Source organism: Streptomyces sp. NPDC059853, from assembly GCF_042731495.1.
GTDB lineage: Bacteria > Actinomycetota > Actinomycetes > Streptomycetales > Streptomycetaceae > Streptomyces.
Window position 1 is genome coordinate 1 of the sequence record NZ_JBHWJL010000052.1, and the last position, 25816, is coordinate 25816.

Genomic DNA, 25816 nt, shown 5'->3' on the forward strand with positions numbered 1-25816 from the left:
CTCCTCGTCAGCGGCCGGCTGTCCACCTTCACCACCTCCGAGCAGCCACCGCGCCGCCGCTCCGCCCGGCTGTGACCGGCCGGGCGGAGCGGCGGCGCGGGTGTCGGTGGGCCAGCTGATGGTGTTGGAGCCGCAGGTCTCGGTCGGGGCGTGACGGAACCGCCGACCAGGGCCGTGCGCAGGGTGGGGGCGGGGCGGGCGGTGCCGCGCCGCCGGGCGGCCTCCGTGAGCTGGTGGTAGAGGGTGGGGACGCCGACGAGGAGGGTGGCGCGGTGCTCGGCGGTGGCGTCGAGGACCTCGTCGCCGGTGAATCCGTCGAGGAGGTGGGCGGTGGCGCCGGCCGAGGTGACGGCGAGCACGCAGAAGATGTGGGCGAGGCTGTGGAACAGCGGCAGCGGCCACGGCACCCGGTCCTCGGCGGTGAGGCCGGGGATGGGGACGTAAGTGGCGGCCATCGACCTCAGGCAGCTGCGCTGGGTGGAGAAGGCCCGGCCGGGCCGCCCGCGAGCCGTCACCGGCGGGGCGTGGCGGGGCCGGTGGCCCGGCCGGGAACGCCGCGGGTACGCGGTGCCGCCGCGCCGGAGGTGGCTCCGGTACGGCGCGCCCGGTCCCGCGCGGGGGACGGCGGTACGCGGTCGGCCGGGGCGGGCCCGCGGTACCGCGGGCCCGGGTCCGGCGCGGTCACCACCCGTCGTGGTCCCGCCGGGCCTCCGGCAGGCCGCCGTCCGGGCCGTCGTCGAGGCCGTCCGCGAGGAGTTCGGCGAGGTGGCGCGCGGTGCGGCCGGCCAGCTGGTCGAGCTGGGTGCGGCAGGAGTAGCCGTCCGCCACGAGCGCCGCGTCCTCGGGGGCGCGGCGTACGGCGGGCAGCAGCTGGTCCTCTGCGCAGGCCACCGACACCTCGTAGTGGCCCTTCTCGAAGCCGAAGTTGCCGGCGAGGCCGCAGCAGCCGGCGGAGAGTTCGCCGTGCAGCCCGGCGCGCTCGCGCAGCCACCGGTCGGCGGCGTCGCCGAGGACGGCGCTCTGGTGGCAGTGGGTCTGGCCGGCCACCGGGCGGTCCAGGCGCGGCGGGTCCCAGCCGGGGGCGCGTTCCTCCAGGGTTTCGGCGAACGTCCGTACCGAATCCGCCAGTCGCCGGGCGCGCGGCTCGCCCGGCAGCAGTTCGGGCAGGTCGGTGCGGAGCGCCGCGGCGCACGGCGGTTCCAGGACGGTCACCGGCAGCCCGGCGTCCAGGGCGGGTGCCAGATGGCGCAGGGTACGGCGCATGACGGTGCGGGCGGTGTCCAGTTGCCCGGTGGTGACGTAGGTGAGCCCGCAGCACACCGGGCGCGGCGGCACCGTCACGTCGATCCCGGCGGCGTCGAAGACCCGCACGGCGGCCCGGCCCGCCTCGGGGGACAGGTAGTTGGTGAAGCTGTCGGGGAACAGGACGGTGCGGCGGTCGGCGCGGGCGGGGTCGGGCCGCCGTCCCCGGCCGCGCCACCAGCGGGTGAACGGCTCGGTGGCCAGGGGCGGGATCGGGCGCTCGGGGGCGATGCCGCCGAGCCGTTTGGCGAGCGCGGCCAGCGGCGGTACCCGGGCCCCGGCGTTGGCCAGCGGCGCGGCGCGCAGCGCGGCGGTGAGCCGCAGCCACTGCGGCAGCCGTCCCATGGCGTAGTGGGCGGCCGGGCGGCGGCGCCCCCGGTAGCGCTGGTGCAGGAACTCGGCCTTGTAGGTGGCCATGTCCACCTGCACCGGGCAGTCGCCCCGGCAGCCTTTGCAGGACAGGCACAGATCGAGGGCGTCGGCGACCTCCCCGGACTGCCAGCCGTCGGTGATCACCTCGCCCACCAGCATCTCGTGCAGCAGCCGGGCCCGGCCGCGGGTGGAGTGCCGCTCCTCGCCGGTGACGCGGAAGGAGGGGCACATCACCTGGCCGCCGCTCGCGGTGGTCTCGCGGCACTTGGCGACGCCGACGCAGCGGCGCACCGCGGCCGAGAAGTCGCCGCCGTCGTGCGGGTATCCGAACGCCACCGGCACCGGCTCCTTCGGCAGCCCGGCGAACCGCAGCTGGTCGTCCAGCCGGTCGGGGCGGGCCAGGACCCCGGGGTTGAGGCCGCCGTCCGGGTCCCACAGGTCCTTGAACCGGTGGAAGACGCCGACGAGTTCGGGGCCGTACATCAGGGGCAGCAGTTCGGCCCTGGCCAGCCCGTCGCCGTGCTCGCCGGAGAGTGAGCCGCCGTGCGCGGTCACCAGGCGGGCCAGTTCGGTGCTGAACTCCCGGAACCGGGCGATGCCGGGGGCGGTCAGCAGATCGAAGTCGATGCGCACATGGATGCAGCCGTCGCCGAAGTGCCCGTACGGCAGCCCGCGCAGCCCGTAGTCGCTCAGCAGGGCCCGGAACTCCCGCAGATAGCCGGCCAGCCGGGCGGGCGGTACGGCGCAGTCCTCCCAGCCGGGCCAGGCCTCGCCGCCGTCCGGGAGCCGGGTGGCGGTGCCGGAGGCGTCCTCGCGGATCCGCCACAGGGCGCGCTGGCCTGCCGGGTCGGTGACCAGGGTGTGTCCGGTGGCGCCGTCCGCGGTGGCGGCCCGGACGAGGCGCCCGGCGGCGGCCTCGGCCTCGGCGCGGCCGGCGCCGCCCATCTCGACGAACAGCCAGGCGCCGCCGCGCGGCAGGGCGGAGCGCGCGGCGTCGCCGACGAGGTCGCCCGCCATGCCCTCGACGGTGAGCGGCTGGTACGGCAGCAGGCCGGGGGCCGCCTCGGCGGCGGCGGACTCGTCGGGGTAGCCGAGGACGGCGAGGACGCGGGCGGGCGGGGACTCCACCAGCCGGACGGTGGCCTCGGTGAGCACGGCCAGGGTGCCCTCGCTGCCGGTGAAGGCGCGGGCCCAGTCCCGGCCGCGTTCGGGCAGCAGCTCGTCGAGGGCGTAGCCGGAGATGCGGCGCGGCAGCTCGGGGAAGCCGGTGCGCAGCAGGGCGAGTTCGCGCTGGACGAGGTCGTCGGCGGCCGTGCGCAGGGCGGCGGGCAGCTGGTGGCCGCCCCGGGCGAGCAGCAGCCGTTCGCCCCGGTAGGTGAGGGCGTCCAGGGCGTGCACGTTGTCGGCGGTGGTGCCCCAGGCGACGGAGTGGGAGCCGCAGGAGTTGTTGCCGATCATGCCGCCGATGGTGCAGCGGGCGTGGGTGGAGGGGTCGGGTCCGAAGGTCAGCCCGTGCGGGGCCGCGGCGTCGCGCAGCGTGTCGCAGAGGACGCCGGGCTGGACGACGGCGGTGCGGGCGTCGGCGTCCAGGGCGAGGACGCGGTTCATGTGGCGGGTGAAGTCCATGACCACGCCGACGCCGGTGGCCTGCCCGGCGATGGAGGTGCCGCCGCCGCGCGCGACGACGGGCACGCCGTGCGCACGGCAGACGGCGAGCGCGGCGGCCACGTCGTCGGCGTCGTACGGGGCGACCACCCCGACCGGCACCCGCCGGTAGTTGGAGGCGTCCATCGTGGTCAGCGCCCGGGCGGCGGCGTCGAACTCGACCTCGCCGCGCATCACCGCCCGTAGCGCCGCCGCGAGTTCCGTGGTCCCGGTGCTGTGCTGCTGTGCCATGCGTCCCAGCGTGCACCGTCCCCCCGCCCCCACGGAACCGCCGCACCGGTGCGGGTCGCCCGGGCGCGCAGGCGGCGTGCCCGCCCGGGGGCGGGACCGGCCTGGGCGGCGTCTCAGGGCAGCAGCAGGGTCTTGCCCACCGTCATGCGGTTCTCCACCGCCGCGTGGGCGGCGGCGGCCTCGTGGAGGGGGTAGGTCCGGCCGATCACCGGGCGGAGCTCGCCGGCCGCCGCGCGGGTCATGATGCGGTGGGCCCAGCGGGGGACGTGCGGCGGGAAGCTGTAGAGCTGGTCGATGCCGATCACCTCCACGCCGCGCCGGCGGGCCTCGGCCGGGTCGATGAGGGTGGCGTCGCCGCCCGAGGCGCCGTGGACGGAGAACCGGCCGCCGGGAGCGGTCGCCTCGAACGCCTCGCGGCCGATCCGGCCGCCGACGCCGTCGAAGACCAGGTCGGGTCCCGCGCCGCCGGTGGCGTCGCGGAGCCGGTCCGTCCAGCCGGGGAGGGAGTAGTCGACGGTGGCCGCGGCGCCCAGTTCGGCCGCGAGGCGGAGTTTGCGCTCGCCCCGGGCGGCCCCGATGACGTGGGCGCCCGCGGCGACGGCCAGCTGGACGAGCAGGCTGCCGACTCCGCCGGCCGCCGCTTCGACGAGGACGTGGCTGCCGGGGGTGATCCCGGCGTGTTCGGCCAGCCCCTCGGCGGTGGCGCCGTCGCTGTAGAGGGCGGTGGCCTCGGGCAGGCCGAGGCCACCGGGTACCGGGAAGAGGTCGGGGACGGTGGCCAGGGCCCGTTCGGCGAAGCCGCCGGTGAGTCCGGTGGTGGCCAGGACGCGGCGGCCGAGCCAGTCACGGTCCACGCCCTCGCCCAGCTCCGCCACCCGGCCCGCGACCAGGCCGCCGGGGACGTACGGCGGGGAGGGCCGTTCGTGCCACGGGTCGGTGCCCTGCCGGATCCGGGTCTCGACGAAGGTCATCCCGGCCACGGCCACCTCGATCACCACCTGGTCCGGACCCGCCACCGGGTCGGGTACCTCACGGGGCACCAGCACCTCGGGGCCGCCGAACCGTACCGCCTCGATCACCCGCATCACGCACGCTCCCATCCGTCCGCCGGTGCGGACCCGGAGCGAGCCTGCGATGTCAAGCGTGCTTGAGGTCAAGCGGGCGGTGTACGCCGGTGTGGCATATACCTGCCGCCGGTGATCGGCTTGCAGAGATTTCCGTACAGAGGACAACCCAAAAGGTTGCAGAACTCTCCTATAGTGGTCGGCAATTGATCGGATGGTCTCTCGCACCATCACCCTCCGAACCCGAACGCCGACCCACCCGCTCCGCGTCTGTCCGAGGTCCTCGATTGATGACTGCTGCGCACTCCCCCACCGCGCGCCCCGGGACGGAGCGTTCCCCGCTGCGGCAGGCGCTGCTGGTCCTGCTGATCGGCGTCCTGGCCGTCGCCGCGCTCGCCCTCGCCGGGTGGCTGCTGATCGGTGACTTCTTCACCGACGTCCCCGCCCTGGCCGCACTCGCCCTCGGGCTCGCGCTGGCCGTCACCCTCGCCGTCGCCACCCACGCGCGCCGCACCGCCGCCGCGCTCCGCGCCGACATCGCCGAACGCGAGCGGCGCGCCGCCCACTTCGCCGACGAGACGGTGCCCTCGCTCGCCGCCCGGCTGCGGACCGGCACCTCCGCCGCCACCGCGCTGGCCACCGCGGAGACCCCGGCCGACCCGGCCCACCAGCGGGTCCTCAAGGTGCTCGCCGAGGAGATGGGCCGCAGCGAGACCAGCAAGGCCGCCGCCATGGCCGCCTGCGCCAACGCCGCCGGCCGGATGCAGGCGCTGGCCACCTCCATGCTCGCCGACCTGCGCGAGATGGAACACCGGCACACCGACGAGACCGTCCTCGGCGATCTGCTCCACCTCGACCACCGCACCGCCCAGGCGGGCCGGCTCGCCGACTCCATCGCCGTACTCACCGGAGCCCGTTCGGGCCGCCGCTGGGCCAAGCCCATCGTCATGGAGTCCATCCTGCGCGGCGCCATGGGCCGCATCGGCGGCTACCAGCGGGTGCGGCTGCACTCCACCAGCCAGCTGTACGTCGCCGGGCACGCCGCCGAGGGCGTCATGCACGCCCTGGCCGAACTCCTCGACAACGCCGCCAACTTCTCGCCGCCCACCGCCGAGGTCCACGTCTACGTCGAAGAGGTGCCCTCGGGGGCCATCATCACCGTGGAGGACTCCGGCCTGGTGATGAGCGAGGTGGCGCTGCGCCGCGCGGAGCGCGCCGTCTCCGCCGCCCCGCTGGACCTGACGACGCTCTCCGGTACCCGGCTCGGCCTCGCCGTCGTCGGCGCGCTGGCCCGCAAGCACGGCATGTCGGTGTCCTTCCGGCCCTCCGCACGCGGCGGCACCGGCGCGCTCATGATGATCCCGCAGGAGCTGATCTCCCGCCCCAAGCAGGAGGAGCCCCCGGCCCCCGTCGGCCGCACCCCCAGGAGCGAGCGGCCCGCGCTGCGCGAGGTCACCGCCACCCCCGAGCACGCCCCGGCCGCCGCCCCCGACAGCGCCCCGGCCGCCACGACGACGGCCGCCCCCGCCGCGGCCGAGGACGGCACCGAGTACGGCGAGAGCGGCCTGCCCAAGCGGCGCCGCGGCCGGACCCTGGCCGCCGCCCACGCCGACCACGATCCGCCGACCCGCAAACTGCGGCCCCGGGCCAACCACTCCCCGGCCGAGACGGCGGCCCGCTTCGGCACCTTCCGCCGCGCCGTGCGCGGCGAGAAGGACGCCGCCCCGGGACGGGACACCCCGGGGGCCGACACTTCGACTGCACAGCCGGAGGACGAGAACTCATGACCGCACCAGCCACGGGGGAACACACCTGATGCCCGGCAGTACCGCCACCGCAACCGCAGGGGCCGACGACCATCTGAACTGGCTGCTGGAGAGCCTTCTGGAGCGCACGCCGGGCACCCGGCACGCCCTGGTGCTCTCCCGCGACGGGCTCAAGCTGTGCCGCAGCCCCGAACTCTCCGAGGACCAGGCCGACCAGCTCGCCGCGATCGCCGCCGGCATCCAGAGCCTGTCGCACGCCGCGTCCATCGAGTTCGGCGACGGCACCGGCGGCGTACGCCAGCTGATGACCGAGTTCTACGGCGGCATTCTCTTCATCGTGGAGGCCGGTGACGGCGCGCACCTCGCCGTCGTCGCCACCGAACACGCCGATGTCGGGCTGATCGGACACAACATGAACGAACTGGTGGAGCAACTCGGCGACCATCTCTCGGCGCCACCGCGTGAACAGCCCGGCAGCGGCGGCGGGCAGGCATGAGCCGCCCGGGCCGGGACGAGGACCCCGACCGGCTCTACACCCTCACCGGAGGGCGCAGCCGGGCGGGCTCCGCCGCTGCCGCGTTCGACCTGGTCACCCTGGTGGTCAGCGAGAGCGAACCGACCGCGGGCATGCAGTCGGAACACGCGACCATCCTGCGGCTGTGCCAGTACCCCACCGCCGTGGTGGAGATCGCCGCCGAACTGCGGCTGCCCATCAGCATCGTGAAGATCCTGCTGTGCGATCTCCTCGATCAGGGCCGGATCACCGCCCGCCATCCGCGCACCGCGCCCGCCACGCCCCCCGGTACCCGGACGGCGGTCGCCGCCACCGGCACCGGCGGCCCGGTGCCGCACGCCGCCCCCCTACCCGACCCACATCTCCTTGAGCAGGTGCTCGTTGGACTCCGCAACCTCTGACCACCCGCCGCTGCCCGAGCGGCGCGAGCGGCGCATCCCGCTGGGCGGCAAAGCCGACAACGGGCTGAAGATCGTCGTCGTGGGCGGCTTCGGGGTCGGCAAAACCACCATGGTCCGCTCGGTCAGCGAGATCCGGCCGCTGAACACCGAGGAGGTCATGACGCAGGCCGGCGCCGGTGTGGACGACCTGTCCGCCGTGCGCGGCAAGACCTCCACCACCGTGGCGTTCGACTTCGGCCGGATCTCCCTCAACGAGCAGACCGTGCTGTACCTGTTCGGCGCCCCCGGCCAGGAACGCTTCTGGTTCCTGTGGGACCGGCTGTTCGCCGGCACCCTGGGCGCGGTGGTCCTGGTGGACACCCGGCGGCTGGCCGACTCCTGGTACGCCATCGACCGCCTGGAGCAGCACGGCACCCCGTTCATCGTGGCCCGCAACGACTTCGGCGGCCCGCCGCACACCCAGCAGCAGATCCGGGAGGCGCTGGACCTGCCCGCGCACATCCCGCTCATCGACTGCGACGCCCGCTCCCGGGAGTCCAGCAAGCAGGTCCTGATCACGCTCGTCGAGCATCTGCACGCCCTGTCCACCACCGGCCGGCCGGTTCAGGAGACGACCTCACCGTGACCTCACCCCAGCACCCGCCCACCGCGGGCGGTACGCCACCGCCCCCTGGCTGTCCCGCGCACGCCGGTGCCGTCGCGCTGTCCGGGCCCCGGTTCCAGACCGAACCCGCCGAGCTGTACCGGGAGATGCGGCGCGAGCACGGCGCGGTCGCCCCGGTGACGCTGACCGGCGACGTCCCCGCGTGGCTGGTCCTCGGCTACCGCGAACTGCACCAGGTCTACAGCGACCCGGTGCTGTTCAACCGCGACTCGCGCCACTGGGGGCAGTGGGAGCGGATCCCGGCCGACTGGCCGCTGCGGCCGATGGTGGACCACTCCTTCGACTCGGTGCTGTGGACCACCGGCGAGCAGCACGCGCGGCGGATCGCCATGACCGAGAACGCCCTGGACGCGGTGGACCCCTTCGAACTGCGGCGCAGCGCCGAGGAGATCGCCGACCGGCTGATCGACACGTTCTGCGGGCAGGGCGAGACGGAGCTGATGCAGCACTACGCCACCCTGCTGCCCGCTCTCGCCCTGGTGCGGGTGTGCGGCTACGACGAGGAGGAAGGCCCGGGTCTGGCCGACTCGATCAACACCTTCCTGAACGGTACGGCGGAGTCGCTGATCGCCTTCCAGCACTTCCACGCCGCCACCTACCGGCTGGTGGACGCCCGTACGGAGGCGCCCGCCGCCGACGCGGCCTCCCGGATGCTGGCGCACGGCGGGTACGGGCGCGAGCAGATCGTCCAGGATCTGGCGGTCATCATCGTCTCCGGGCAGCAGCCCACCGCCGACTGGATCGGCAACTCGCTGCGGCTGATGCTGACCGACGACCGGTTCGCCGCCTCCCTCACCGGCGGCCGGCACTCCGTCACCGAGGCCATGAACGAGGTGCTGTGGGAGGACGCCCCGCTGCAGAACTCGGTGGCCCGCTTCGCCACCCGCGACGTCCAGCTGGGCGGGCAGCACATCAGGGCGGGCGACATGGTGATCATGGGCATCGCCTCCGCCCACCACGACCCGCAGGTCCGCGCCCCCGGCGGCCGGTTCACCGGCGGCAACAACGCCAACTTCGCGTTCGGCCACGGCGATCACCGCTGCCCCTACCCCGCCCAGGAGATCGGCGAGACCATCGCGAGGACCGGCATCGAGGTCCTGCTCGACCGGCTCCCCGACGTCGAACTCGCCGTCCCCGAGGCCGCGCTGGTGTGGCGGCCCTCGGTGTGGATGCGCGGGCTGACCGCGCTGCCGGTGCGCTTCACCCCGGCGCCGGCCCAGCGCTTCTTCGCATGAATCCGGTGAAAGGCAACCCAGTGAGAGGTTCCCGATACAGATGACCTGCCCCGTGCGGCACCACGGCTCCGCCCCCGTTGTCCTCGACCCCCATGTCACCGACCTGCTCGGGGAGGGCGAGCGGCTGCGCGCCGCGGGACCCCTCGTCCGGGTGGAACTGCCCGAGGGCGTCACCGCCTGGGCCGTCACCCACCTCGCCGAGGCCCGCAAGCTGCTGACCGACCCCCGGCTGGTGAAGGACGTGAACCAGTGGGGCCCGTGGCAGCGCGGCGAGATCGGCGCCAACTGGCCGCTGCGCGCACTGGTCGACCCGGGTCCGAGCATGCTGGTGGTGGACGGCGAGGAACACCGCAGGCTGCGCACCCCGGTCTCGCAGGCGTTCACGCCGCGCCGGGTGGAGGCCATGCGGCCCCGGGTGGCACGGATCACCGAGCAGCTGATCGACGAGCTGGCCGCCCGGGACACCGGTGAACCGGTCGATCTGAAGCCGGCGTTCGCCTACGAGCTGCCGATGCGGGTCATCAGCGATCTGATGGGGCTCCAGGCAGCGGGCGACAACCGGCTGCGCGAGCTGTTCGACTCGCTGTTCTCCAGCTTCACCCCGCCCGAGGGGCTGCCGGCCGTCCTGGAGGAGCTGTCCACCCGCTTCACCGCGATGGTGGCGGAGAAGAAGCGCAACCCGGGCGACGACCTCTCCAGCGCGCTGCTGAACGCCGCCGAGGAGGGCCTGGCGCCGCTGACCGACGAGGAGGTGGTCGCCACCATCCAGGTGATCATCGCCGCCGGGCACGAGACGACCATCTCGCTGCTGCTCCAGGCGGTGCGCGGGCTGCTCACCCACCCCGAGCAGCTGGCGCTCGCGGTCTCCGGCAAGGTCGGCTGGGACGCGGTGGTGGAGGAGGCGCTGCGCTGGTCGCCGCCGATCACCCATGTCCTGATGCGGTTCGCGGCCGAGGACGTCGAGATCGGTGACACGGTGATCGCCAAGGGCGAGGGGCTGGTGCTGTCGCTGGGCCCGATGGGCATGGACGAGGCGCAGTTCGGGCCCACGGCGCGGGAGTTCGACATCACCCGGGAGCAGCCGATCCGGCATCTGTCGTTCGGGCACGGCACCCACGTGTGCCCGGGGGCGCCGCTGTCCCGGCTGGAGGCGGAGCTGGCGCTGCCCGCGCTGTTCGCCCGGTTCCCCGACATGCGGCTGGCGGTGCCGGCCGAGGAGCTGCGCAACAACCCGTCGGTGACGCAGAACGACCTGGCGGCGCTGCCGGTGCTGCTCTCGCCGCGCGACTGACCCGACGCGCGACTGACCCGGCGCGCGACGTACCCGGCCGCCCGGCCGTCAACCCGCCGCGTACCGCCCTCACCCCCGTCACGCACGGGGGACGGGGGTGGTACGCGGGCGCGCGGGCGCGCGAGAAGCGTCCGCCTGGTGAAGATTTCCGTCTCAGCGAACGGACAGGGTAGGGCAGCACCCCCCGGACGGACTACGCTCCGCTCGTGGCCGACATCCAGATTCCCGCTGACATCAAGCCCGCCGACGGCCGGTTCGGCGCCGGTCCCTCCAAGGTACGCACCGAGGCGCTGAGCGCGCTCGCGGCGACGGGCGGTTCCCTGCTGGGCACCTCGCACCGGCAGGCTCCGGTGAAGCGTCTCGTGGGGCGCGTGCGCGAGGGCGTGAGCACGCTGTTCTCACTCCCCGAGGGGTACGAGGTGGTGCTCGGCAACGGCGGCTCCACCGCCTTCTGGGACATCGCCACGCACGGGCTGATCGAAGCGAAGTCGCAGCACCTGTCGTTCGGCGAGTTCTCCTCCAAGTTCGCCAAGGCGGCGCGGCTGGCCCCGTGGCTGGACGAGCCGACCGTGATCAGCTCGCAGCCGGGCACCCACCCGCAGCCGCGCGCCGAGCGCGGCGCCGACGCGTACGCGCTCACCCACAACGAGACCTCCACCGGTGTCGCGGCGCCCATCCAGCGGGTGCCGGGCGCGGACGAGGGCTCGCTGGTGCTGGTGGACGCCACCTCCGGCGCCGGCGGTCTGCCGGTGGACATCACCGAGACCGACGTCTACTACTTCGCGCCGCAGAAGTCGTTCGCGGCGGACGGCGGCCTGTGGATCGCGGTCTTCTCCCCCGCCGCGCTCGCCCGCGCCGAGCGGATCGCGGCCTCCGGCCGGCACATCCCGGAGTTCTTCTCGCTGACCACCGCGATCGACAACTCCCGCAAGGACCAGACGTACAACACCCCGGCGCTCGCCACCCTCTTCCTGCTGGCCGACCAGCTGGAGTGGATCAACGGCCACGGCGGCCTGGACTGGGCCACCGCCCGCACCGCCGACTCGGCCGGGCGGCTGTACGGCTGGGCGGAGAAGTCGGCGTACGCCACCCCGTTCGTCACCGACCCGGCGCAGCGCTCGCAGGTGATCGGCACCATCGACTTCACCGACGAGGTGGACGCGGCGGCGGTCGCGGGGGCGCTGCGGGCGAACGGCATCGTGGACACCGAGCCGTACCGCAAGCTGGGCCGCAACCAGCTGCGGATCGCGATGTTCCCGGCGATCGACCCGGCGGACGTCGAGGCGCTGACGGCCTGCGTCGACTACGTGATCGAGCGCCTGTAACCCGGCCGGTCCCGCAGCGGTGACCGTGGGCCCGCGTTCCGTGCGCCAGTACGGAACGCGGGCCCGGCTCATGTGCCCCGCACGGCCGCGCCGGGCGAGGGCAGCGGGGCGGGACGGGGACGGGTCCGTCACGGCCGTCATGGCAGCACCGTAGGCCGCGCCGGGTGCCGTGCGGTAGGGAAGCGTTTCCACACGCCCGCCGGGAGCCCGGCCGGTGCGGTCAGTGCGGGCCGCAGCTGTCGCGGAGCAGGACCCGGACCGGTGCCACCCGCTCCTGCCGGGGCAGCCGGGGGTCGGCCAGACAGGCGCGCAGCACGTCGACGGCGAGCCGGCCGAGGTCGGCCATGGGCTGTTCGACGGTGGTCAGGCGCGGGGAGCAGGTCCGTCCGGCCTCCACGCCGTCGAAGCCGGTGAGCGCGATGTCGCCGGGCACGTCGTACCCCTCGGCGGTGAACACGTCCAGGAAGCCGAGGGCGGTCTCGTCGTTGGCGCACACCAGGGCGCCGGGGAGCGGGCCGTGTCCGGCCCGGTGGGCGGCGATCAGCTCGCGGGCCAGCCGCCGCGCGGTGGGGCGGCAGAAGTCGCCGCGCAGCGCGGGTGCCGCGGGCACGGGCAGTCCGGCGCGGCGCAGGGCGGTGCGGAACCCGGCGAACCGTTCGGTGTCGTCGGGGGCGTCCGGCCGGCCCGCGACGTAGCGGAGGTCGCGGATGCCGTGCGTCCGGTGGAGGTGGTCGACCAGGGCCTGGACGCCGCGCGCGTTGTCGACCCCGACGTGGTCGAAGCCGCCGGCCGGCCGCGGTCCGGCGACGAGGACGACGGGGACGCGGTGCGCCAGGTGGTCGAGCAGCCCGTCGGGCTGGGTCCCGGCGACCACGATGAGGCCGTCGACCCGGCCGGCCAGCTCCCGGATCCTGGCATCCGCCTCCGGGGGCCGGGCGACGGCCACCGTGATGGCGAACCCGGCCTGCCAGGCGGCGTATTCGGCGCCCCGGACGACCTCGCCGAAGTAGCGGCCACCCCAGCAGACCGTGCCCGCGCTGTCGTGGTCGCGCACCACCTCCACCCGGTGGCCGACCCGGACCGGTGCCCGGAGGCCGTCCACCGGCCCGGTGTCGGGCAGGCACAGGCCCAGCATGCCGGTGCGCCGGGTGACCAGGCCCCGGGCGGAGCCGGAGGGGAGGTAGCCGAGGTCGGCGATGGCCGCCTCGACGGCATGCCGGGTGGCGGCCTTCACATAGCCGGTGCCGTTGAGCACCCGCGACACGGTGGTGACGGACACCCCGGCGCGTACCGCCACGTCCCGCATGGTCGCGATCTTCCCCATCCGGTCATTCTCGCCCCTGGTGCCTCAGCTGCTCAGCCGCTGGTACGGGGCCAGAGCATCGACCGGCTCGGTGAGATGTCCGTGCACCGCCGCCAGGACTACCCGTTGCTGAGGTCTTCGCCGAAGGTGATGTCCAGCTCGGCCGTGAGTGCCTCGGTGAGCTGGGACGCCTGACTGTGGTCGATGACGATCCCCCGGAGCGAGGAGAGACCACGGACCTGTGAAAGGTCATTGCCCCGCAGGTCCAGGCCTCGGTACTTTCCGCCTTCGAACGCGGTCAGCCGCAGATCGCAGTCGTCGATCAGCGCGGCGCCCAGGTCCGCGGCGGTGAAGGTGACCTCGCGCAGCGAGCAGTTGACGAAGATCACCGGGCCGACGGCCCGGACCCGGGTGAAGGTGCCGTAATCGATCTTGCAGCTCTCGAAGAGAACATGGTCGAGCGTGACGCCTTCCAGTGCGGCGCCCATGAGCCTGCAGTCGCGGAAGACCGTTCGGGAGACCCGGCTGTCGGCCCACCGCAGTGAGGAGAGGTCGCAGCCCGCGAACTCTACGGCGTCGACGCGAATCTTCTCCAGCTGGACGCGCCGGGCCTTGAGTCCAGTCACCCGCCCATCGAGCAGATGTGTGTCGGCCAGATCGAGATCCCGAAGATCGCCGCCGGCGTAATGGAACTCCTCCAGCCGTCCACGTCCGCCCTCCAGCGAGGTGACGTGGGAGAGGTACAGGTCCGGCCGATCGAGTTCGGGAAGCGTGACGCTCGTACGGCGGATTGTGCGTGTCTCCATCAACAGCCTTTCAGCGCCGGTGCTTCTTGTTCCAGTTGTCCCATGTCGGGCGGTTGTCGAAGGGAGCCGGGCTCTTGGCCCAGTTGTCCCACGTGGGCCGGTTGTCCCATGCCGCTTCCATGATCACCTGGGGCGAGGCGCCGTACGCGACCATCAGCTCCCTCACGACAGGGGTGTCGGACGCGATGAGTCCGTCCAGAACGGTCATGCGGCTGCCTCCTGGGCTGCGAGAGTGGCGAGGGCTGTGACCAGGGCTTGCCGGGAGACCCGGCAGTAGGTTGTCTCGGTGCTGGCGAGGCTGCCGTTTTCGAAGAATCGGTTGGCTGCCTGTGCGCCACGGCAGAAGTCGAAGAATTCGCACGCGTCTTCGCAGCGGTCCAGCCCGATGAGAAAGTCGCGTACGTAACGGAGTCGGTGGGCGTCGCGCAGGATCTCGGCCAGCGGCCGGTCGAGGATGTTGCCGGCCACGAAGTCGCCGTACCCGGGTGCCGTGGTGTCCGCCAGCTCAGGAGAGAGCAGGACCACGTCCCCTTTCCACGAGAGGGTGGGAATCGGGTCGAGCCGGCGCCGGTCCCATTCGGCTCGCCGGCCGGAGCGGCTCAGCCGAAGGTACTCCGCGAGGCGTTCGACATCGCGGATTTCCGGGGCGCCGGGGTGCTCGCGGATCCAGGTGAGGGTGCGGCGCCAGAACTCCTCAGCCTGCCCGGGAGTGGGCTGCTGTCGGCCGGTGTTGTCCCCCTCGGCCTCCTCGATGTTGAAGCCGGCCGAGTGGCATCCCAGCGTGGCCACGAATTCCAGTAGCTCTTCCGGCATGGTGATGCCTGTGGTGCCGACCACGGAGATCACGGAGAACGGGATGCCGTGCTCACGCAACTGGGTGATGCCGCGCAGGATCCGGTCGAAGGCGTGCTTGCCCCGAAGGTCGACCCGCTCGGCGTTCAGGGTTGCCGGGCCGTCCACGCTCACGCCCACGCGGACCTCGTGTGCCGCCAGGAGATCACACCACGCCTCGGTGAGGAGGGTCGCGTTGGTCTGCACATAATGGTGCACGCGACCCGCGCACCGCAGGGCCTCGAAAGGTGCGAGCAGCGCGGAGAACGTCTGTCGCCCCACGGTGAGTGGCTCCCCGCCGTGCCAGACAATCCCGATCGGATGGCCGGTGTCGTGGAGCCGGCTCACCGCCCGCGCCAGGGCTTCGGCCACTTCCACCGGCATCTGGTGCTTGGCCTTGCGGAAGGGCAGGTAGCAGTATCGACAGTCCAGATTGCACCAGGTCGTGGGCTGAACCACCACGGTCTGCGGTGGTGCGAACCGCTGCTCGTACCGGGCGCGCCACGGTGACGGACGAGAACGCATCGGGATCCTTTCCTCGACGGACAGACGTCATGGCCCCCGTGGCGGGCTGCCGCGGAGTGGGACATGACCACCATCGGTCGGGAGATGACGCACACCCGATGACATTGCGTTGTCATCGCCGATGACACGTCATCGGGTCGTCGCTGACGCCGCACTGGAATCTTCCGGTCAGCAGGCGCGTGCGCAATATCCCGGTGGACTATCGTGGCGAACGTGTCTCGCTCGATTCTGATCCAAGACGGCCGGACCACCCGCGACATCGGGCTGGTGTACTGCTGCTCGGGCTACCTCGTCGAGCGCGGCAGAGTGCTGCTTGTCCACCACAACCGGTTCGACAAGTGGGTTCCGCCCGGCGGGCACATCGAGCCTGGGGAATCCTTCGCCGGCACTGCGGTCCGCGAGTTCGAAGAGGAGACCGGACTGGCGGTGGAGGCGATCTCCAGTCAGGCCGCCATCCACCCGGCCGACCACAACGCGACGCCCGAACCCGTGCCGTTCTACGTGGACATCGAGCGCGAAGGCTTCCCCACGCCCGCACTGGTCCAGTTCTTCTACGTGCGGCGCCGGCCGGGCAGCGGGAAACGGACCGTCGACGCGCAGCTCGACGAGGTGCACGGGGCGGCCTGGTTCGGTCCGCAGGATCTCGACGACCTCAAGACCTTCGACCAGGTACGCTCGCTGGCGCGGTTCGCACTCCACAACTACCCCGTTGTCGCCGAACGCGCGCAGCCGTCCTCTCCGGCGAGCCGGTAACCACCTTCCCCGGCCACGGTGCAGGCCACCACTGCCTTCGCCGGTGCGCCGCCGAGGGCGGCCGCAACGGCCTGGTTGAGCCGCTGAACGTACTTGGGCACCGAGGAAGGCGCCAAGTACAGTGCCCGCGCGATCTGCCCGGTCGACGCCCCTTCCGCCGATGCGTCGTGAAGGACACGCACCAGATCAAACAGGCGTTCCGGCAGCGTGCACTCGACAGTCCCGTGCTGGTCCGGCACGACGACGACAAGAGTGCGGTTCGGTCCCGGACATGCCCGCGCGATCAGAACGTCCACCGAGCCCTGAGCGTCCTCCTCGTGCGCACGCCCTCCCCCGAGGCCGTGTCGCGCGAGACTCCTCGATGCCTCGGTGTACGCCGAGACGGTGTAGTAGGCGGCGCGGATCGTGGCGCGCTTACCCGACGCGCCCGGCTCGTTCCACAGGCCCGCCTCCGGGTCCCACAGATCGTTCATCAGCGACCACGCCTTGGTGAGCCGGGGGTCGCGCGGGGTGGCGCCGGAGCGTACCGCGGCCTGGGTGCACAGTGCGTACGCCATGTGTTCCCACGCGGTGCCCTGCACGTCTTTGTCGTCCTCGACGAAGGTCTCCCAACGGTGGTGATTGCGGAGCAGCCACCGGCCGGCCTCGGCGACAGCCTCGGACAGCCGTATGGGCTGCGCCGGACCATGCACGCCACCGGCCTCACGCGGATCGTCCCGGTACGCGGCTTCGCCGCCCGGACCGACACCGGAGCCGACCGCGGACAACGCCAGCAGGCACAGCGCGGTCTTGCTCGGGCTCGGAGCGGTATCGACGTACGTACGCCACCCCCACGCCCCGCTGGAACGCCGGTGGTAGAGCAGGCCGTGCACGCCGTGGTCGATCAGCGATGCGACGCGGTTCAGCAGGATGCCGGTCTCCACTCCACCGGGCAGGAGGATTCCGGGGCCGAGCTCATGAAGTGCGTCCCTGAGTTGGGCCAGCCCGTGTACGGCCAGGGCTGTCTGGTGCAGCGACGTGTCATCGAGCCCGAGCACTTCGGACCAGCCGTGCTCGACCCGGCGCTCCTCCAGCCGGCCGACGCACCAGACTACGGTCTCCGTGACGCCTTGGTGCTGGAAGAATCGCGGGTGGGACAGCAACCCGGTCAGTCCGAAGGAGATGAACCGGGTGTGCTCGCCACGGCCGCCGTTGTGGCGGGGTCGGCAGTGCTTCACGACGGCTCCGGTCAAGAAGTCCACGGCCCGACGGACCGGTTGGCCGGCGATGCCGGCGGCTCTCAGGATCGGCAGAACCTCGCTGGTGTTGACGATGGACGACACCGAGGTGAGGGTGAGCCCCCATCCGCCGTCGTACCCCTGGTGGTTCACCAGTGTCCGGGCGGACTCGCGTGCCCTCGCCTCGAACGCGGTGAACCCCTCATTCCCACTCTTCATCGACCCGCCCTCCCCCGAAGACCAGTGAGCCCCACGGGGAACGTACCCCGCTTCCGGTCGGCGTTCACCGGGTCGGGGGTGGCTCGCGGCCGGTGATGAGACGGTGCCACAGGCGGCCGAGGGCGGTGCGGGGGTGGCGGTGGCGGTGGCGGGTGTATCTGATCGGCTCGGGGCGGGGCGGGTCGTCGGCTCCTGTGTACAACGGCATCCTGATGCCCGTGGCGTCGGTGGGCGCGTCCCGCATGGCGTCGGCGTAGTCGATGATCGTGTGATGCAACCGGTCAAGACACGGCGCACAGACGTAGAACTGCGCGTAGTGCCCGGCGGTTGAGGCGGGCCCCAGCCACAGCACCCACGTGCGGCGATTCCCGCACCACAGCCAGCAGCGGCCCAGCGCCCACGGGGAGCCGTCACCGGGGCGGGGCGGCAGGGGACGGGTGTCGGCAAACATCAGGTCGGGCAACCGAGGAGCCGGGGTCATCTCCCCCTCCCCCGACTGCTGAAGCGGGTGCCGGTCAGCCGAGAACGCGCGTGCAGAGTGAGGGCCTCGCCGGTAGCGAACTCCAGCCGCCGGCCGCCCCTGGTCGTGAGGACGAGGTCCGCCACCACCAGCGCCCGGCCACCGACCTGGATCACATCGCCCACCAGCACCGTGTCGGCGGTGATCTCGATCACCTCGGGAGCACTCATCCCGCCGCCAACTGCCGTACGGTGACCGGCCGCAGATCAGCGGTCGGTGTGCTCGTCTCGAACGACGGGTCGTCATACGCCCGCACGCGGATCAGAGCACCGGCGGTGTACACGACCACTACGGCCCGTTCGTGTTCGGCGCTCCACATCACCGCCCCGGGCGTGAGGTGTTGACGTGCCAGCCCGCACACCAGATCGGGCACCAGCCGCCGCACGATTCCCAGCGACATCCGATGCACGGAAATCGTCGGCGACAGACCGGGGTTCAGACTGACCTGTGTGGTCGAAACGCCCAGCAGGGCCAGGGCGTCTCGCAACTGTAGGAGTTCCATGGGGACTTGGGGACGGTCCAGCCGTTCGGTCGTACGCACGACGGCTCCTCTCCGTAGTGAATCCACTACCAGCAGGATTGAGCGTGACTGAGAAAGGGGCAGCATTCAAGTCATCAGATCAGGATGAAGGGCGAGTGAAACCCCCGGTGAATCTCAAGGACTTGAACCCGGACAGCTCCCGCCAGGCGGCCTTTGGAGCACGTTTGCGCAGCTTGCGCGAGGCCCGTGGATGGACCCAGGATGATCTCGCGGAACTCATGGAGTATTCGAGCGTGCACGTTTCAGCCGTCGAAACTGCTCGCAGGCCTCCAACTCTCCGGTTCTCGCGTAGCGCTGATCGCGCCTTTGGCATCGAGGGCACGGACACCTTCGAGCGCGACTGGCGCGAACTCCGGCACGGCTCACTGCTGGAGGGCTTCCCCCAGTACGTGGGGTACGAGGGGCGCGCGGTGGAGATCCGGCTCTTTCAAGTCGGGATCATTCCCGGTCTGTTGCAGACACCTGAATACGCCCAGGTTCTCGCGGACAGCGCCGTCCGGCGCGGGGCGATCCCTCCCGAGCAAGCCACCGAGCGAGTCGCCTTCCTCGCGGAGCGGCAGTCCGCGCTGGTCCGGGCACGCCCGCCCATGATGCTGGTCGTGATGGACGAGAGCTGTATCCGCCGTCAGGTCAGCGACCCCGCCGTCATGGACGCACAGCTGACCCGTCTGCTGGAGTTCGCCGAGCTGCCCAACGCCGTCTTGCAGATCGCTCCCTACGACATAGGAGAGCGCCGCCCGTTCAACCTGCCGATGAACCTGCTGACGCTGCCGGATCTGTCCGTGATCGCGTACGCGGAGTCCCAGATCCGGGGACATCTGGAGCGCGAAACGACAACAGTTCTGCCCTTGTTGACGGCATACCATCAACTACAGGCCGAAGCGCTGTCTCCAGCGGCATCGGTGGCCATGATCGACGAGGTACGAAAGGGCATCCCGTGACGACCGCAACCGAGTCCCCCCGGTGGTTCACGTCCTCCTACAGCGACAACGGCGGAGACTGCGTGGAGGCCGCCACGAACCTCGCCGCCTCGCACGGCCTCGTCCCCGTCCGCGACACCAAGCACCGTGACAACGGCCCCGTGGTGGCCTTCCCGGCCCCCGCGTGGGCCGCGTTCGTCACCGCGGTGAAGCGGTGATCCACCCCTGAGCCCCTGCCGTCTCCGGCAGGGGCGTAACGGCACGGACGCGTGTGGACGGTGGTTACCGGCTCAGCCGCTGGTACCTGCGGACGGCGAGCGGCAGGAAGACCGCCGTGATCAGCAGGGGCCAGACCACCGCCATCGGCAGGGCGTTCGCCTCGATCCAGCTGCCGCCGGTGGGCATCGGGTTGCCGAAGAGGTCGCGGATGGCACCGGCGGTGGCCGAGACCGGGTTCCACATGGCGATGGCGCCCAGCCAGTCGGGCATGAGGGAGGGCGGGGTGAAGACGGAGGAGACCATGCCGAACGGGAAGGCGACGGCGAACAGGTTCCCCGCCGCTTCGGTGTTGGGGACCAGCAGGCCGATCAGGACGCCGATCCAGATGAGGGCGAACCGCAGCCACAGCAGCAGCGCGAAGGCGGCCAGCGAGGCGAGGAGGCCGCCGTCCGAGCGCCAGCCGATGACCAGGGCGATGGCGGCCAGGACGGCCAGGTCCAGGGCGGCGTGCAGGACATCCGAGATGCCGCGCCCGGTGACCACCGCCGAGGGCGCCATGGGCATCGAGCGGAACCGGTCGATGACCCCGCGTTCCTTCTCGACGGCCACGGCCATCGCGGTGTTCATGAAGCCGAAGGCCATGGTCATGGCGAACATGCCGGGCATGGCGTACGCGACGTAGTCGGCGCCGCCGCCGACGTCCATGGCGCTGCCGAAGACGTAGACGAACAGCAGCACGGAGACGATGGGGAAGCCCAGTTGCCAGGCGATGATGGAGGGTTGCCGGAGCAGGTGGACCAGCTCGCGCCGCACCAGGGTCCAGCAGTCGCGGACGGCCCAGTACCCGCGGCGTTCGGGGCCGTCGAGGGTGGGGAGGTCGAGGGTGCTCATGCGGGTGTCGGCTCCTCGTGCGCGGTGGTGTCGGTCAGCCGCAGGTAGACCTCGTCGAGGGTCGGGCGGCGCAGTCCGATGTCGGTGACGGTGACGCCCCGGTCCTGGAGGGAGCGGGCGACGTCGGTGAGGGCCAGGACCCCGTCGGTGACGGGGGCGGTGACGCTCAGCCGTTCGGGTTCGGGTTCGGGTGCGGTGCCGTCGGCGCTGACGCGGGCGACGGCCGCGCGCGCGGCGGGCAGGTCGGCGGCGGTGGCGACCACCACCTCCAGGCGGTCGCCGCCGAAGGCGCGCTTGAGGGCGGCGGGGGTGTCCTCGGTGACCTTGCGGCCGTTGTTCATGACGACGATCCGGTCCGAGAGCTGGTCGGCCTCGTCCAGGTAGTGGGTGGTGAGCAGCACCGTGGTGCCGGTGGCGGTGAGCCGGCGGACGGCGTCCCAGACCTCGCCCCGGCCGCGCGGGTCGAGGCCGGTGGTGGGCTCGTCGAGGAAGAGCACCTGGGGGGCCAGCACCATGCTGGCGGCGAGGTCGAGGCGGCGCCGCATGCCGCCGCTGTAGGTCCTGGCAGGCCGGTCGGCGGCCTCGGTGAGGCCGAACTCCGCCAGCAGCTGTTCGGCGCGCGCGTCGGCGCGGCGGGCGTCGAGGTGAAAGAGCCGGCCGAACATCCGCAGGTTCTGGCGTGCGGTGAGGATCTCGTCGACCGCCGGGTGCTGGCCGGTGAGGCCGATGCGGCGGCGTACGGCACGGGGTGCGCGGCGTACGTCGACCCCGGCGACCTCGGCCCGGCCGCCGTCGGCGCGGATGAGGGTGGTGAGGATGCGCACGGCCGTGGTCTTGCCCGCGCCGTTGGGGCCGAGCAGGCCGCAGACGGTGCCGCGCGGCACGGCGAGGTCGAGTCCGTCGAGTGCGGTCTTGCGGTGTTTCCCGAACGTTTTGCGCAGCCCTTCCGCGCGGATGGCGAGTGAGGTCTCCCCCATGGCCCCTCCTTATTGAGTACGCTGTACTCACATCACCGTACACCGTACCCAGAGGTGGGGGACAGTGATTAAACTGGGCGGCACCATGACGACGGCACACAGCGGCGGAGGCGGCGACATCAGCCGCAGCCTGCGTCTGATGTGGGAGGGCAGGGAGAGCCCCAACCGTGGCCCGCGGCCCGGGCTGACCCTGGACGGCATCGTCACCGCCGCCATCGAACTGGCCGACCGCGAGGGCCTGTCCGCCCTCTCCATGCGCAAGGTCGCCGCCGAACTCGGCGTGGGCACCATGACCCTCTACCGCTACGTCCCGGCCAAGGAAGAGCTGCTCGACCTCATGCTCGACCGGGTCAACGGCCCCGACCCGGGCCGGGGCACCGAGCACTTCGCCGGACTTCCCTGGCGCCAGTGCCTGAGCGAGATCGCGCACGGCTCGTACGCCACCTATCTGCGGCACCCCTGGCTGCTCCAGGTCAACCAGTCACGGCCCCTGCTCGGCCCCAACGCGCTGCTGGGCTTCGAGACCGCCCTCACCGGGCTGCGCTCCCTGCCGCTCACCGGCCGCGAGAAGGTCGCCGTCATCAACACCATCGACGCCTTCGTCACCGGCCTCGCCCGCACCCATGTGCTGGCCAGGCAACTGGCGGAGCAGACCGGGGTCAGCGACGAGGAGTTCTGGAACGCCCAGGCCCCGCTCATGGAGACGGCCCTGAAATCCGGCGCCTACCCGGAGGTCTTCGCCCTCCCCGAGGACACGTTCGACATCACCGGCGAGGAGATGTTCGCGTTCGGCCTGGACCGGGTGCTGGACGGCCTGGAGGTCTACCTCGCCCGGCCGGACGCCGCCCCCGACCCGGTCAGCGGGACCGGCCGCGACTGAACAGCAGCCGGCGCAGCGCCACCACCAGCACCGTGCCCAGCGCGAAGCCCACGACCAGCCGGGTGAAGGTGTCCGACTCCTCGGAGGTCTCCGCGGGCCCGGCCGCGGGCGGCGCCTCCGCGCCGTCACCGCCCTCGTCACCACCGCCACCGTCCTCCGCGGACTGCTCCCCGTCCCCCGCCCGCAGGCTCTCCGGCAGCAACTCCCCCTTCAGCTCCACCGGTACCACTTCGCTGTCCTCGCCCTCCGAGCCGTACATCAGATACCGCCCGTCCGGCGTGAACGTCACCGACTCGCCCTGCGGCTGCACCGGCACCAGCAACTGCCGCCGCACGCGCTCCCCCAGGCCCTCGTCCGTCCACCGGTACATGTGCGCCGTGAAGTAGCCGCGCAGCACCAGCCGGGTGCCGTCCGGCGAGAACGCCCCGTCCGTCATCCACAGATCGATGTCCGCGACCCGCTCGAAGGTGTTCACCTCCGTCGTCGACAGCGTCTCGGGCCCGGCGTACAGCGCGCCCGGCTCCTTGCGCTTCTTGCTGGCGATGTACACCCGCCCCGTCTCCGGATGCACCATCAGCGACTCCGCGTCGCGCGGCCCGTCGTCGTACCGCACCCGGTAGACGTCCGGCACGACCGTCGCGTCCGCCAGCACCGCCGGCTCCGGCACCCGGTAGATCCACACCTCGTCCCAGCCGCCGTCGAAGTTGTCCCCGATGTCCCCGACGTACAGCGCCCCGTCCGGCCCGAAGTGGATCGCCTCCACATCGCGCATCTCGGCGCCCTGGAGGGTGAGCGTGGCCACCGTGCGCCCGGTGGCGCTGTCCACCGCGTAGAGATACGGGCCGTACCCGCTGTCGTTGTGCGTCCAGTACACCCCCGGATGCCGGACGCTGGCCGCCAGCCCGCTCGACTCGGTGATCCGCTCGTCCTCGATCACGAACGGCTCCGGCGCCCCGGCCGCCCCCTCCGCCGCCGTCGCCACCGGCGCCGCGGGCACCGCCAGCAGGACCGCGCTCATCACCCCGGCAGCCGCACTCCAGACCGTCATGCGCCCAAGACTGCCAGAACGGCTTGCCCCCGGCGCCCCGAAGGCGTTGCATGGCGATCATGAAGTACACACAGCTGGGCCGCACCGGCCTCAAGGTCAGCCGACTGGTGCTGGGCACCATGAACTTCGGGCCGTACACCGACGAGGGCGACTCGCACGCCATCATGGACGCCGCGCTGGACGCCGGGGTCAACTTCTTCGATACCGCCAACGTCTACGGCTGGGGTGAGAACAAGGGCCGCACCGAGGAGATCATCGGCTCCTGGTTCGCCCGCGGCGGCGGCCGGCGCGAGAAGACCGTGCTGGCCACCAAGGTGTACGGCTCGATGCACACCGGCGAGGGCGACCCCTGGCCCAACGAGGACCGGCTCTCCGCCCTCAACATCCGGCGCGCCGTCGACGCCAGCCTCAAGCGGCTGAACACCGACCACATCGACCTCTACCAGTTCCACCACGTGGACCGGAACACCCCCTGGGACGAGATCTGGCAGGCCATCGACGTCCTCGTCCAGCAGGGCAAGATCCTCTACGTCGGCTCCAGCAATCACGCCGGCTGGCACATCGCCCAGGCCAACGAGGCCGCCGCCCGGCGCGGCTCGCTCGGCCTGGTCAGCGAACAATGCCTGTACAACCTCACCGAACGGCGCGCCGAGATGGAGGTCATCCCGGCCGCCGAGGCCTACGGTCTGGGCATCATCCCGTGGTCGCCGCTCGGCGGCGGGCTGCTCGGCGGCGCGATCCGCAAGGAGAACGAGCGCGGCGAGCGGCGCGCCGGCGGCGGCCGGGCCGCCGAGGCGCTGGCGGACCCGGAGCGGCGGGCCCGGATCCAGCGGTACGAGGACGTGGTGGCCGAGCACGGCCTGGAGCCGGGCGAGGTGGGTCTCGCGTGGCTGCTGACCCGGCCGGCCGTCACCGGGCCGATCGTCGGGCCCCGGGTCGCCGGGCAGCTGGACTCGGCGGTGCGCGCCGTGGACCTGGAACTCGGCCCGGAGCTGCTGGACGCGCTGGAGGAGATCTTCCCGGGCCCCGGGCCCTCCCCGGAGGCCTTCGCCTGGTGAGCCGCGGCGGGGCCCGGCCCGTCAGCCGAAGAGCGCGGAGAGCGCCACCACGGCGAGGATGAGCACGAGCGCGGCGCTGACGATACGGGTCCGGGTCTTGGTGTTCACGCGTCCCAAGGTAGCTCAGCCGGGCCGGCCGCCCGCCAGCGGCCAGGACGCCTCGGTGGCGTAGCGCGAGCCCTCCGGAGCGGTCTCGCTGCGCACCAGGACCAGCTCACCGGCCGTCCACGGCCGGCCCGCGAAGCCGGCCAGCCGTTCGGCGTACGGGGCCAGCGCGGCCCGGGAGCGGCGGCCGGCGAGGGCGACGGTCAGATGGGGCACGTACTCCGGGCGCGCGTCCGGCAGCAGGCCGAGCGCGCGCCCGGTGTCGCGGGCCGCCGCCGCCAGCGCGGTCAGCTCCCCGGTGTCCCCCGCGACCCCGGCCCACAGCGCGCGGTCGCCGAACCGGCCGCCGCCGGCCAGCCGCAGCGTGCAGCCGGTCCCGGCGGCGGCCACGGCCGCCAGCCGGGCGCGCAGCGCGGGCACCAGTTCGTCGGGAACCTCGCCGTAGAAGGCGAGGGTGAGGTGCCAGCCGGCCACCGGCGTCCAGCGCAGCTGCCCGGCGCCGTCCCCGGGCAGTGCGCGCAGCGGGCGCACCGCGCGTTCCAGCTCGCGTACCGCCTCGGCGTCCGGGAACAGCGCCGCGAAAAGTCTCATGACCGGGACATCCCCCGCTCTAGGATCGGCCGCATGAGGATCCGATCGGGTGGCAGTGACGATGTTCCCCTCATACTCGGCATGCTCGACGGCGCCGTCGAGTGGCTGGTGGCGCGCGGGCGCACCGGGCAGTGGGGCACCGAGCCGTGGTCGGCGCGGCCGAAGGCGGTGGCGCGGGTCGGGGAGATCGTCGCCGGGGGCGAGCCGTGGATCGCCGAGATCGACGGGGAGCCGGCCGGGACGCTGACCCTCACCCCGCATCCGGCCCCGTACGTCGCGGCGGTGGACGAGCCGGAGGTGTACGTCCATCTGCTGGTGACCGACCGCCGCTTCGCCGGGCGCGGGGTGGGCGCGGCGCTGCTGGAGCACGCGCGGGCCGAGGCCCGGCGGAAGGACATCTCGCTGGTGCGGGTCGACTGCTACGCGGGCGACGACGGACGGCTGGAGGCGTACTACCGCTCGCAGGGCTTCGCGCTGGTGGAGCACTTCACGGCGAACGGCGACTGGCCGGGCGCGCTGCTGGCGCAGCGGGTCTGACCGGGCGGACGCGGCGGGGGCGGGCCCGTACCGGTGGTACGGGCC

Annotated in this window: 28 protein-coding genes; 13 read left to right on the forward strand and 15 right to left on the reverse strand. The window is 72.6% G+C overall.

Annotation, left to right across the window (positions count from 1 at the left end):
• The 3 genes from ACFV5N_RS08490 to ACFV5N_RS08500 all read right to left on the reverse strand — a co-directional run.
• Positions 1–455: AMP-binding protein (locus ACFV5N_RS08490; RefSeq protein ID WP_385595852.1), on the reverse strand; the 455-nt coding region annotated here is incomplete at its 3' end.
• Positions 456–681: 226 nt separating this feature from the next.
• Positions 682–3570, reverse strand: a complete 2889-nt coding sequence (locus tag ACFV5N_RS08495) for an FAD-binding and (Fe-S)-binding domain-containing protein (RefSeq protein WP_385595855.1) — start codon at positions 3568–3570, stop codon at positions 682–684.
• A gap of 113 nt (positions 3571–3683) precedes the next feature.
• Positions 3684–4655 (reverse strand): zinc-binding dehydrogenase, encoded by a 972-nt coding sequence (locus tag ACFV5N_RS08500; protein WP_385595858.1) that lies wholly within the window; start codon positions 4653–4655, stop codon positions 3684–3686.
• Positions 4656–4924: 269 nt separating this feature from the next.
• Here ACFV5N_RS08500 and ACFV5N_RS08505 point away from each other — a divergent pair, with 269 nt between their 5' ends.
• From ACFV5N_RS08505 to serC, 7 genes are all read left to right on the forward strand, one after another.
• Positions 4925–6421 (forward strand): ATP-binding protein, encoded by a 1497-nt coding sequence (locus tag ACFV5N_RS08505; RefSeq protein ID WP_385595860.1) that lies wholly within the window; start codon positions 4925–4927, stop codon positions 6419–6421.
• Positions 6422–6449: 28 nt separating this feature from the next.
• Positions 6450–6896: a roadblock/LC7 domain-containing protein gene (locus tag ACFV5N_RS08510; protein ID WP_019431665.1), complete on the forward strand. Its 447-nt coding sequence runs from the start codon at positions 6450–6452 to the stop codon at positions 6894–6896.
• Positions 6893–7315: a DUF742 domain-containing protein gene (locus ACFV5N_RS08515; protein WP_385595863.1), complete on the forward strand. Its 423-nt coding sequence runs from the start codon at positions 6893–6895 to the stop codon at positions 7313–7315. The genes ACFV5N_RS08510 and ACFV5N_RS08515 overlap by 4 nt, the downstream gene beginning before the upstream one ends.
• Positions 7296–7940 (forward strand): ATP/GTP-binding protein, encoded by a 645-nt coding sequence (locus tag ACFV5N_RS08520; RefSeq protein WP_385595870.1) that lies wholly within the window; start codon positions 7296–7298, stop codon positions 7938–7940. The genes ACFV5N_RS08515 and ACFV5N_RS08520 overlap by 20 nt, the downstream gene beginning before the upstream one ends.
• Positions 7937–9214, forward strand: coding sequence for a cytochrome P450 (locus ACFV5N_RS08525; protein ID WP_385595873.1), 1278 nt, complete (start codon positions 7937–7939; stop codon positions 9212–9214). Before ACFV5N_RS08520 ends, ACFV5N_RS08525 begins: the two co-directional genes overlap by 4 nt.
• Before the next feature lie 40 nt (positions 9215–9254).
• Positions 9255–10505 carry a cytochrome P450 gene (locus ACFV5N_RS08530; protein WP_385595875.1) on the forward strand — a complete coding sequence of 417 codons (1251 nt, stop codon included), beginning with the start codon at positions 9255–9257 and terminating at the stop codon, positions 10503–10505.
• Between the two features lie 206 nt (positions 10506–10711).
• Positions 10712–11830 carry a phosphoserine transaminase gene (gene serC / locus ACFV5N_RS08535; RefSeq protein ID WP_385595878.1) on the forward strand — a complete coding sequence of 373 codons (1119 nt, stop codon included), beginning with the start codon at positions 10712–10714 and terminating at the stop codon, positions 11828–11830.
• A 220-nt stretch (positions 11831–12050) separates the two neighbouring features.
• Here the strand turns inward: serC and ACFV5N_RS08540 are convergent, their stop codons facing one another.
• The 4 genes from ACFV5N_RS08540 to amcB all read right to left on the reverse strand — a co-directional run bounded on the left by ACFV5N_RS08540 (position 12051) and on the right by amcB (position 15295).
• The gene (locus ACFV5N_RS08540) at positions 12051–13154 is read right to left on the reverse strand and encodes a LacI family DNA-binding transcriptional regulator (RefSeq protein WP_385595881.1); all 1104 of its coding nucleotides are present in this window, start codon (positions 13152–13154) and stop codon (positions 12051–12053) included.
• Positions 13155–13252: 98 nt separating this feature from the next.
• Complete coding sequence (locus ACFV5N_RS08545) at positions 13253–13939, reverse strand: pentapeptide repeat-containing protein (RefSeq protein ID WP_385595884.1); 687 nt, start codon at positions 13937–13939, stop codon at positions 13253–13255.
• Between the two features lie 10 nt (positions 13940–13949).
• Entirely contained in the window at positions 13950–14147 is a 198-nt protein-coding gene (gene amcA / locus ACFV5N_RS08550) for a multiple cyclophane-containing RiPP AmcA (protein WP_385595886.1), read from the reverse strand.
• Positions 14144–15295, reverse strand: coding sequence for a cyclophane-forming radical SAM peptide maturase AmcB (gene amcB, locus ACFV5N_RS08555; protein WP_385595889.1), 1152 nt, complete (start codon positions 15293–15295; stop codon positions 14144–14146). Before amcB ends, amcA begins: the two co-directional genes overlap by 4 nt.
• A 213-nt stretch (positions 15296–15508) precedes the next feature.
• On the opposite strand from amcB, the gene ACFV5N_RS08560 reads away from it, so the two are divergent.
• Positions 15509–16048, forward strand: a complete 540-nt coding sequence (locus ACFV5N_RS08560) for an NUDIX hydrolase (protein WP_385595891.1) — start codon at positions 15509–15511, stop codon at positions 16046–16048.
• On the opposite strand, the gene ACFV5N_RS08565 is transcribed toward ACFV5N_RS08560, so the two are convergent.
• From ACFV5N_RS08565 to ACFV5N_RS08580, 4 genes are all read right to left on the reverse strand, one after another.
• Positions 15997–17484, reverse strand: a complete 1488-nt coding sequence (locus ACFV5N_RS08565) for a hypothetical protein (RefSeq protein ID WP_385595894.1) — start codon at positions 17482–17484, stop codon at positions 15997–15999. The two genes, ACFV5N_RS08560 and ACFV5N_RS08565, sit on opposite strands and share 52 nt — an antisense overlap.
• 64 nt (positions 17485–17548) lie before the next feature.
• Positions 17549–17965 (reverse strand): hypothetical protein, encoded by a 417-nt coding sequence (locus ACFV5N_RS08570; protein WP_385595896.1) that lies wholly within the window; start codon positions 17963–17965, stop codon positions 17549–17551.
• Entirely contained in the window at positions 17962–18174 is a 213-nt protein-coding gene (locus ACFV5N_RS08575; RefSeq protein WP_385595898.1) for a hypothetical protein, read from the reverse strand. Before ACFV5N_RS08575 ends, ACFV5N_RS08570 begins: the two co-directional genes overlap by 4 nt.
• Entirely contained in the window at positions 18171–18545 is a 375-nt protein-coding gene (locus ACFV5N_RS08580; RefSeq protein WP_385595900.1) for a hypothetical protein, read from the reverse strand. Before ACFV5N_RS08580 ends, ACFV5N_RS08575 begins: the two co-directional genes overlap by 4 nt.
• A gap of 107 nt (positions 18546–18652) precedes the next feature.
• Here ACFV5N_RS08580 and ACFV5N_RS08585 point away from each other — a divergent pair, with 107 nt between their 5' ends.
• Complete coding sequence (locus ACFV5N_RS08585) at positions 18653–19486, forward strand: Scr1 family TA system antitoxin-like transcriptional regulator (protein WP_385595903.1); 834 nt, start codon at positions 18653–18655, stop codon at positions 19484–19486.
• Positions 19483–19683, forward strand: a complete 201-nt coding sequence (locus ACFV5N_RS08590; RefSeq protein ID WP_385595906.1) for a DUF397 domain-containing protein — start codon at positions 19483–19485, stop codon at positions 19681–19683. Before ACFV5N_RS08585 ends, ACFV5N_RS08590 begins: the two co-directional genes overlap by 4 nt.
• Before the next feature lie 64 nt (positions 19684–19747).
• On the opposite strand, the gene ACFV5N_RS08595 is transcribed toward ACFV5N_RS08590, so the two are convergent.
• Positions 19748–20575, reverse strand: a complete 828-nt coding sequence (locus ACFV5N_RS08595) for an ABC transporter permease (RefSeq protein ID WP_385595908.1) — start codon at positions 20573–20575, stop codon at positions 19748–19750.
• Positions 20572–21552 carry an ATP-binding cassette domain-containing protein gene (locus tag ACFV5N_RS08600; protein ID WP_385595911.1) on the reverse strand — a complete coding sequence of 327 codons (981 nt, stop codon included), beginning with the start codon at positions 21550–21552 and terminating at the stop codon, positions 20572–20574. The genes ACFV5N_RS08595 and ACFV5N_RS08600 overlap by 4 nt, the downstream gene beginning before the upstream one ends.
• 85 nt (positions 21553–21637) lie before the next feature.
• Here ACFV5N_RS08600 and ACFV5N_RS08605 point away from each other — a divergent pair, with 85 nt between their 5' ends.
• Positions 21638–22432, forward strand: a complete 795-nt coding sequence (locus ACFV5N_RS08605; protein ID WP_385595914.1) for a TetR/AcrR family transcriptional regulator — start codon at positions 21638–21640, stop codon at positions 22430–22432.
• Here the strand turns inward: ACFV5N_RS08605 and ACFV5N_RS08610 are convergent.
• On the reverse strand, positions 22410–23480 hold the full coding sequence (locus ACFV5N_RS08610) for a hypothetical protein (protein WP_385595917.1): 1071 nt from the start codon (positions 23478–23480) through the stop codon (positions 22410–22412). The genes ACFV5N_RS08605 and ACFV5N_RS08610 overlap by 23 nt on opposite strands.
• A gap of 59 nt (positions 23481–23539) precedes the next feature.
• On the opposite strand from ACFV5N_RS08610, the gene ACFV5N_RS08615 reads away from it, so the two are divergent.
• Positions 23540–24538 (forward strand): aldo/keto reductase, encoded by a 999-nt coding sequence (locus tag ACFV5N_RS08615; RefSeq protein ID WP_385595920.1) that lies wholly within the window; start codon positions 23540–23542, stop codon positions 24536–24538.
• A 123-nt stretch (positions 24539–24661) separates the two neighbouring features.
• Here the strand turns inward: ACFV5N_RS08615 and thpR are convergent, their stop codons facing one another.
• Positions 24662–25234 carry an RNA 2',3'-cyclic phosphodiesterase gene (thpR, locus tag ACFV5N_RS08620; protein WP_385595923.1) on the reverse strand — a complete coding sequence of 191 codons (573 nt, stop codon included), beginning with the start codon at positions 25232–25234 and terminating at the stop codon, positions 24662–24664.
• Positions 25235–25267: 33 nt separating this feature from the next.
• Between thpR and ACFV5N_RS08625 the strand changes: the two genes are divergently transcribed.
• Positions 25268–25771 (forward strand): GNAT family N-acetyltransferase, encoded by a 504-nt coding sequence (locus ACFV5N_RS08625; protein WP_385595926.1) that lies wholly within the window; start codon positions 25268–25270, stop codon positions 25769–25771.
• Positions 25772–25816: the final 45 nt, after the last annotated feature.

What these genes read in the sequence shown, in the direction of transcription:
- ACFV5N_RS08495 (WP_385595855.1), bottom strand. Translation starts at nt 3,570, where the DNA reads ATGGCACAGCAGCACAGCACCGGGACCACGGAACTCGCGGCGGCGCTA.
- ACFV5N_RS08500 (WP_385595858.1), bottom strand. Translation starts at nt 4,655, where the DNA reads ATGCGGGTGATCGAGGCGGTACGGTTCGGCGGCCCCGAGGTGCTGGTG.
- ACFV5N_RS08505 (WP_385595860.1), top strand. Translation starts at nt 4,925, where the DNA reads ATGACTGCTGCGCACTCCCCCACCGCGCGCCCCGGGACGGAGCGTTCC.
- ACFV5N_RS08510 (WP_019431665.1), top strand. Translation starts at nt 6,450, where the DNA reads ATGCCCGGCAGTACCGCCACCGCAACCGCAGGGGCCGACGACCATCTG.
- ACFV5N_RS08515 (WP_385595863.1), top strand. Translation starts at nt 6,893, where the DNA reads ATGAGCCGCCCGGGCCGGGACGAGGACCCCGACCGGCTCTACACCCTC.
- ACFV5N_RS08530 (WP_385595875.1), top strand. Translation starts at nt 9,255, where the DNA reads ATGACCTGCCCCGTGCGGCACCACGGCTCCGCCCCCGTTGTCCTCGAC.
- ACFV5N_RS08540 (WP_385595881.1), bottom strand. Translation starts at nt 13,154, where the DNA reads ATGGGGAAGATCGCGACCATGCGGGACGTGGCGGTACGCGCCGGGGTG.
- ACFV5N_RS08545 (WP_385595884.1), bottom strand. Translation starts at nt 13,939, where the DNA reads ATGGAGACACGCACAATCCGCCGTACGAGCGTCACGCTTCCCGAACTC.
- amcA (WP_385595886.1), bottom strand. Translation starts at nt 14,147, where the DNA reads ATGACCGTTCTGGACGGACTCATCGCGTCCGACACCCCTGTCGTGAGG.
- amcB (WP_385595889.1), bottom strand. Translation starts at nt 15,295, where the DNA reads ATGCGTTCTCGTCCGTCACCGTGGCGCGCCCGGTACGAGCAGCGGTTC.
- ACFV5N_RS08565 (WP_385595894.1), bottom strand. Translation starts at nt 17,484, where the DNA reads ATGAAGAGTGGGAATGAGGGGTTCACCGCGTTCGAGGCGAGGGCACGC.
- ACFV5N_RS08570 (WP_385595896.1), bottom strand. Translation starts at nt 17,965, where the DNA reads ATGACCCCGGCTCCTCGGTTGCCCGACCTGATGTTTGCCGACACCCGT.
- ACFV5N_RS08575 (WP_385595898.1), bottom strand. Translation starts at nt 18,174, where the DNA reads ATGAGTGCTCCCGAGGTGATCGAGATCACCGCCGACACGGTGCTGGTG.
- ACFV5N_RS08595 (WP_385595908.1), bottom strand. Translation starts at nt 20,575, where the DNA reads ATGAGCACCCTCGACCTCCCCACCCTCGACGGCCCCGAACGCCGCGGG.
- ACFV5N_RS08600 (WP_385595911.1), bottom strand. Translation starts at nt 21,552, where the DNA reads ATGGGGGAGACCTCACTCGCCATCCGCGCGGAAGGGCTGCGCAAAACG.
- ACFV5N_RS08605 (WP_385595914.1), top strand. Translation starts at nt 21,638, where the DNA reads ATGACGACGGCACACAGCGGCGGAGGCGGCGACATCAGCCGCAGCCTG.
- ACFV5N_RS08610 (WP_385595917.1), bottom strand. Translation starts at nt 23,480, where the DNA reads ATGACGGTCTGGAGTGCGGCTGCCGGGGTGATGAGCGCGGTCCTGCTG.
- ACFV5N_RS08615 (WP_385595920.1), top strand. Translation starts at nt 23,540, where the DNA reads ATGAAGTACACACAGCTGGGCCGCACCGGCCTCAAGGTCAGCCGACTG.
- thpR (WP_385595923.1), bottom strand. Translation starts at nt 25,234, where the DNA reads ATGAGACTTTTCGCGGCGCTGTTCCCGGACGCCGAGGCGGTACGCGAG.
- ACFV5N_RS08625 (WP_385595926.1), top strand. Translation starts at nt 25,268, where the DNA reads ATGAGGATCCGATCGGGTGGCAGTGACGATGTTCCCCTCATACTCGGC.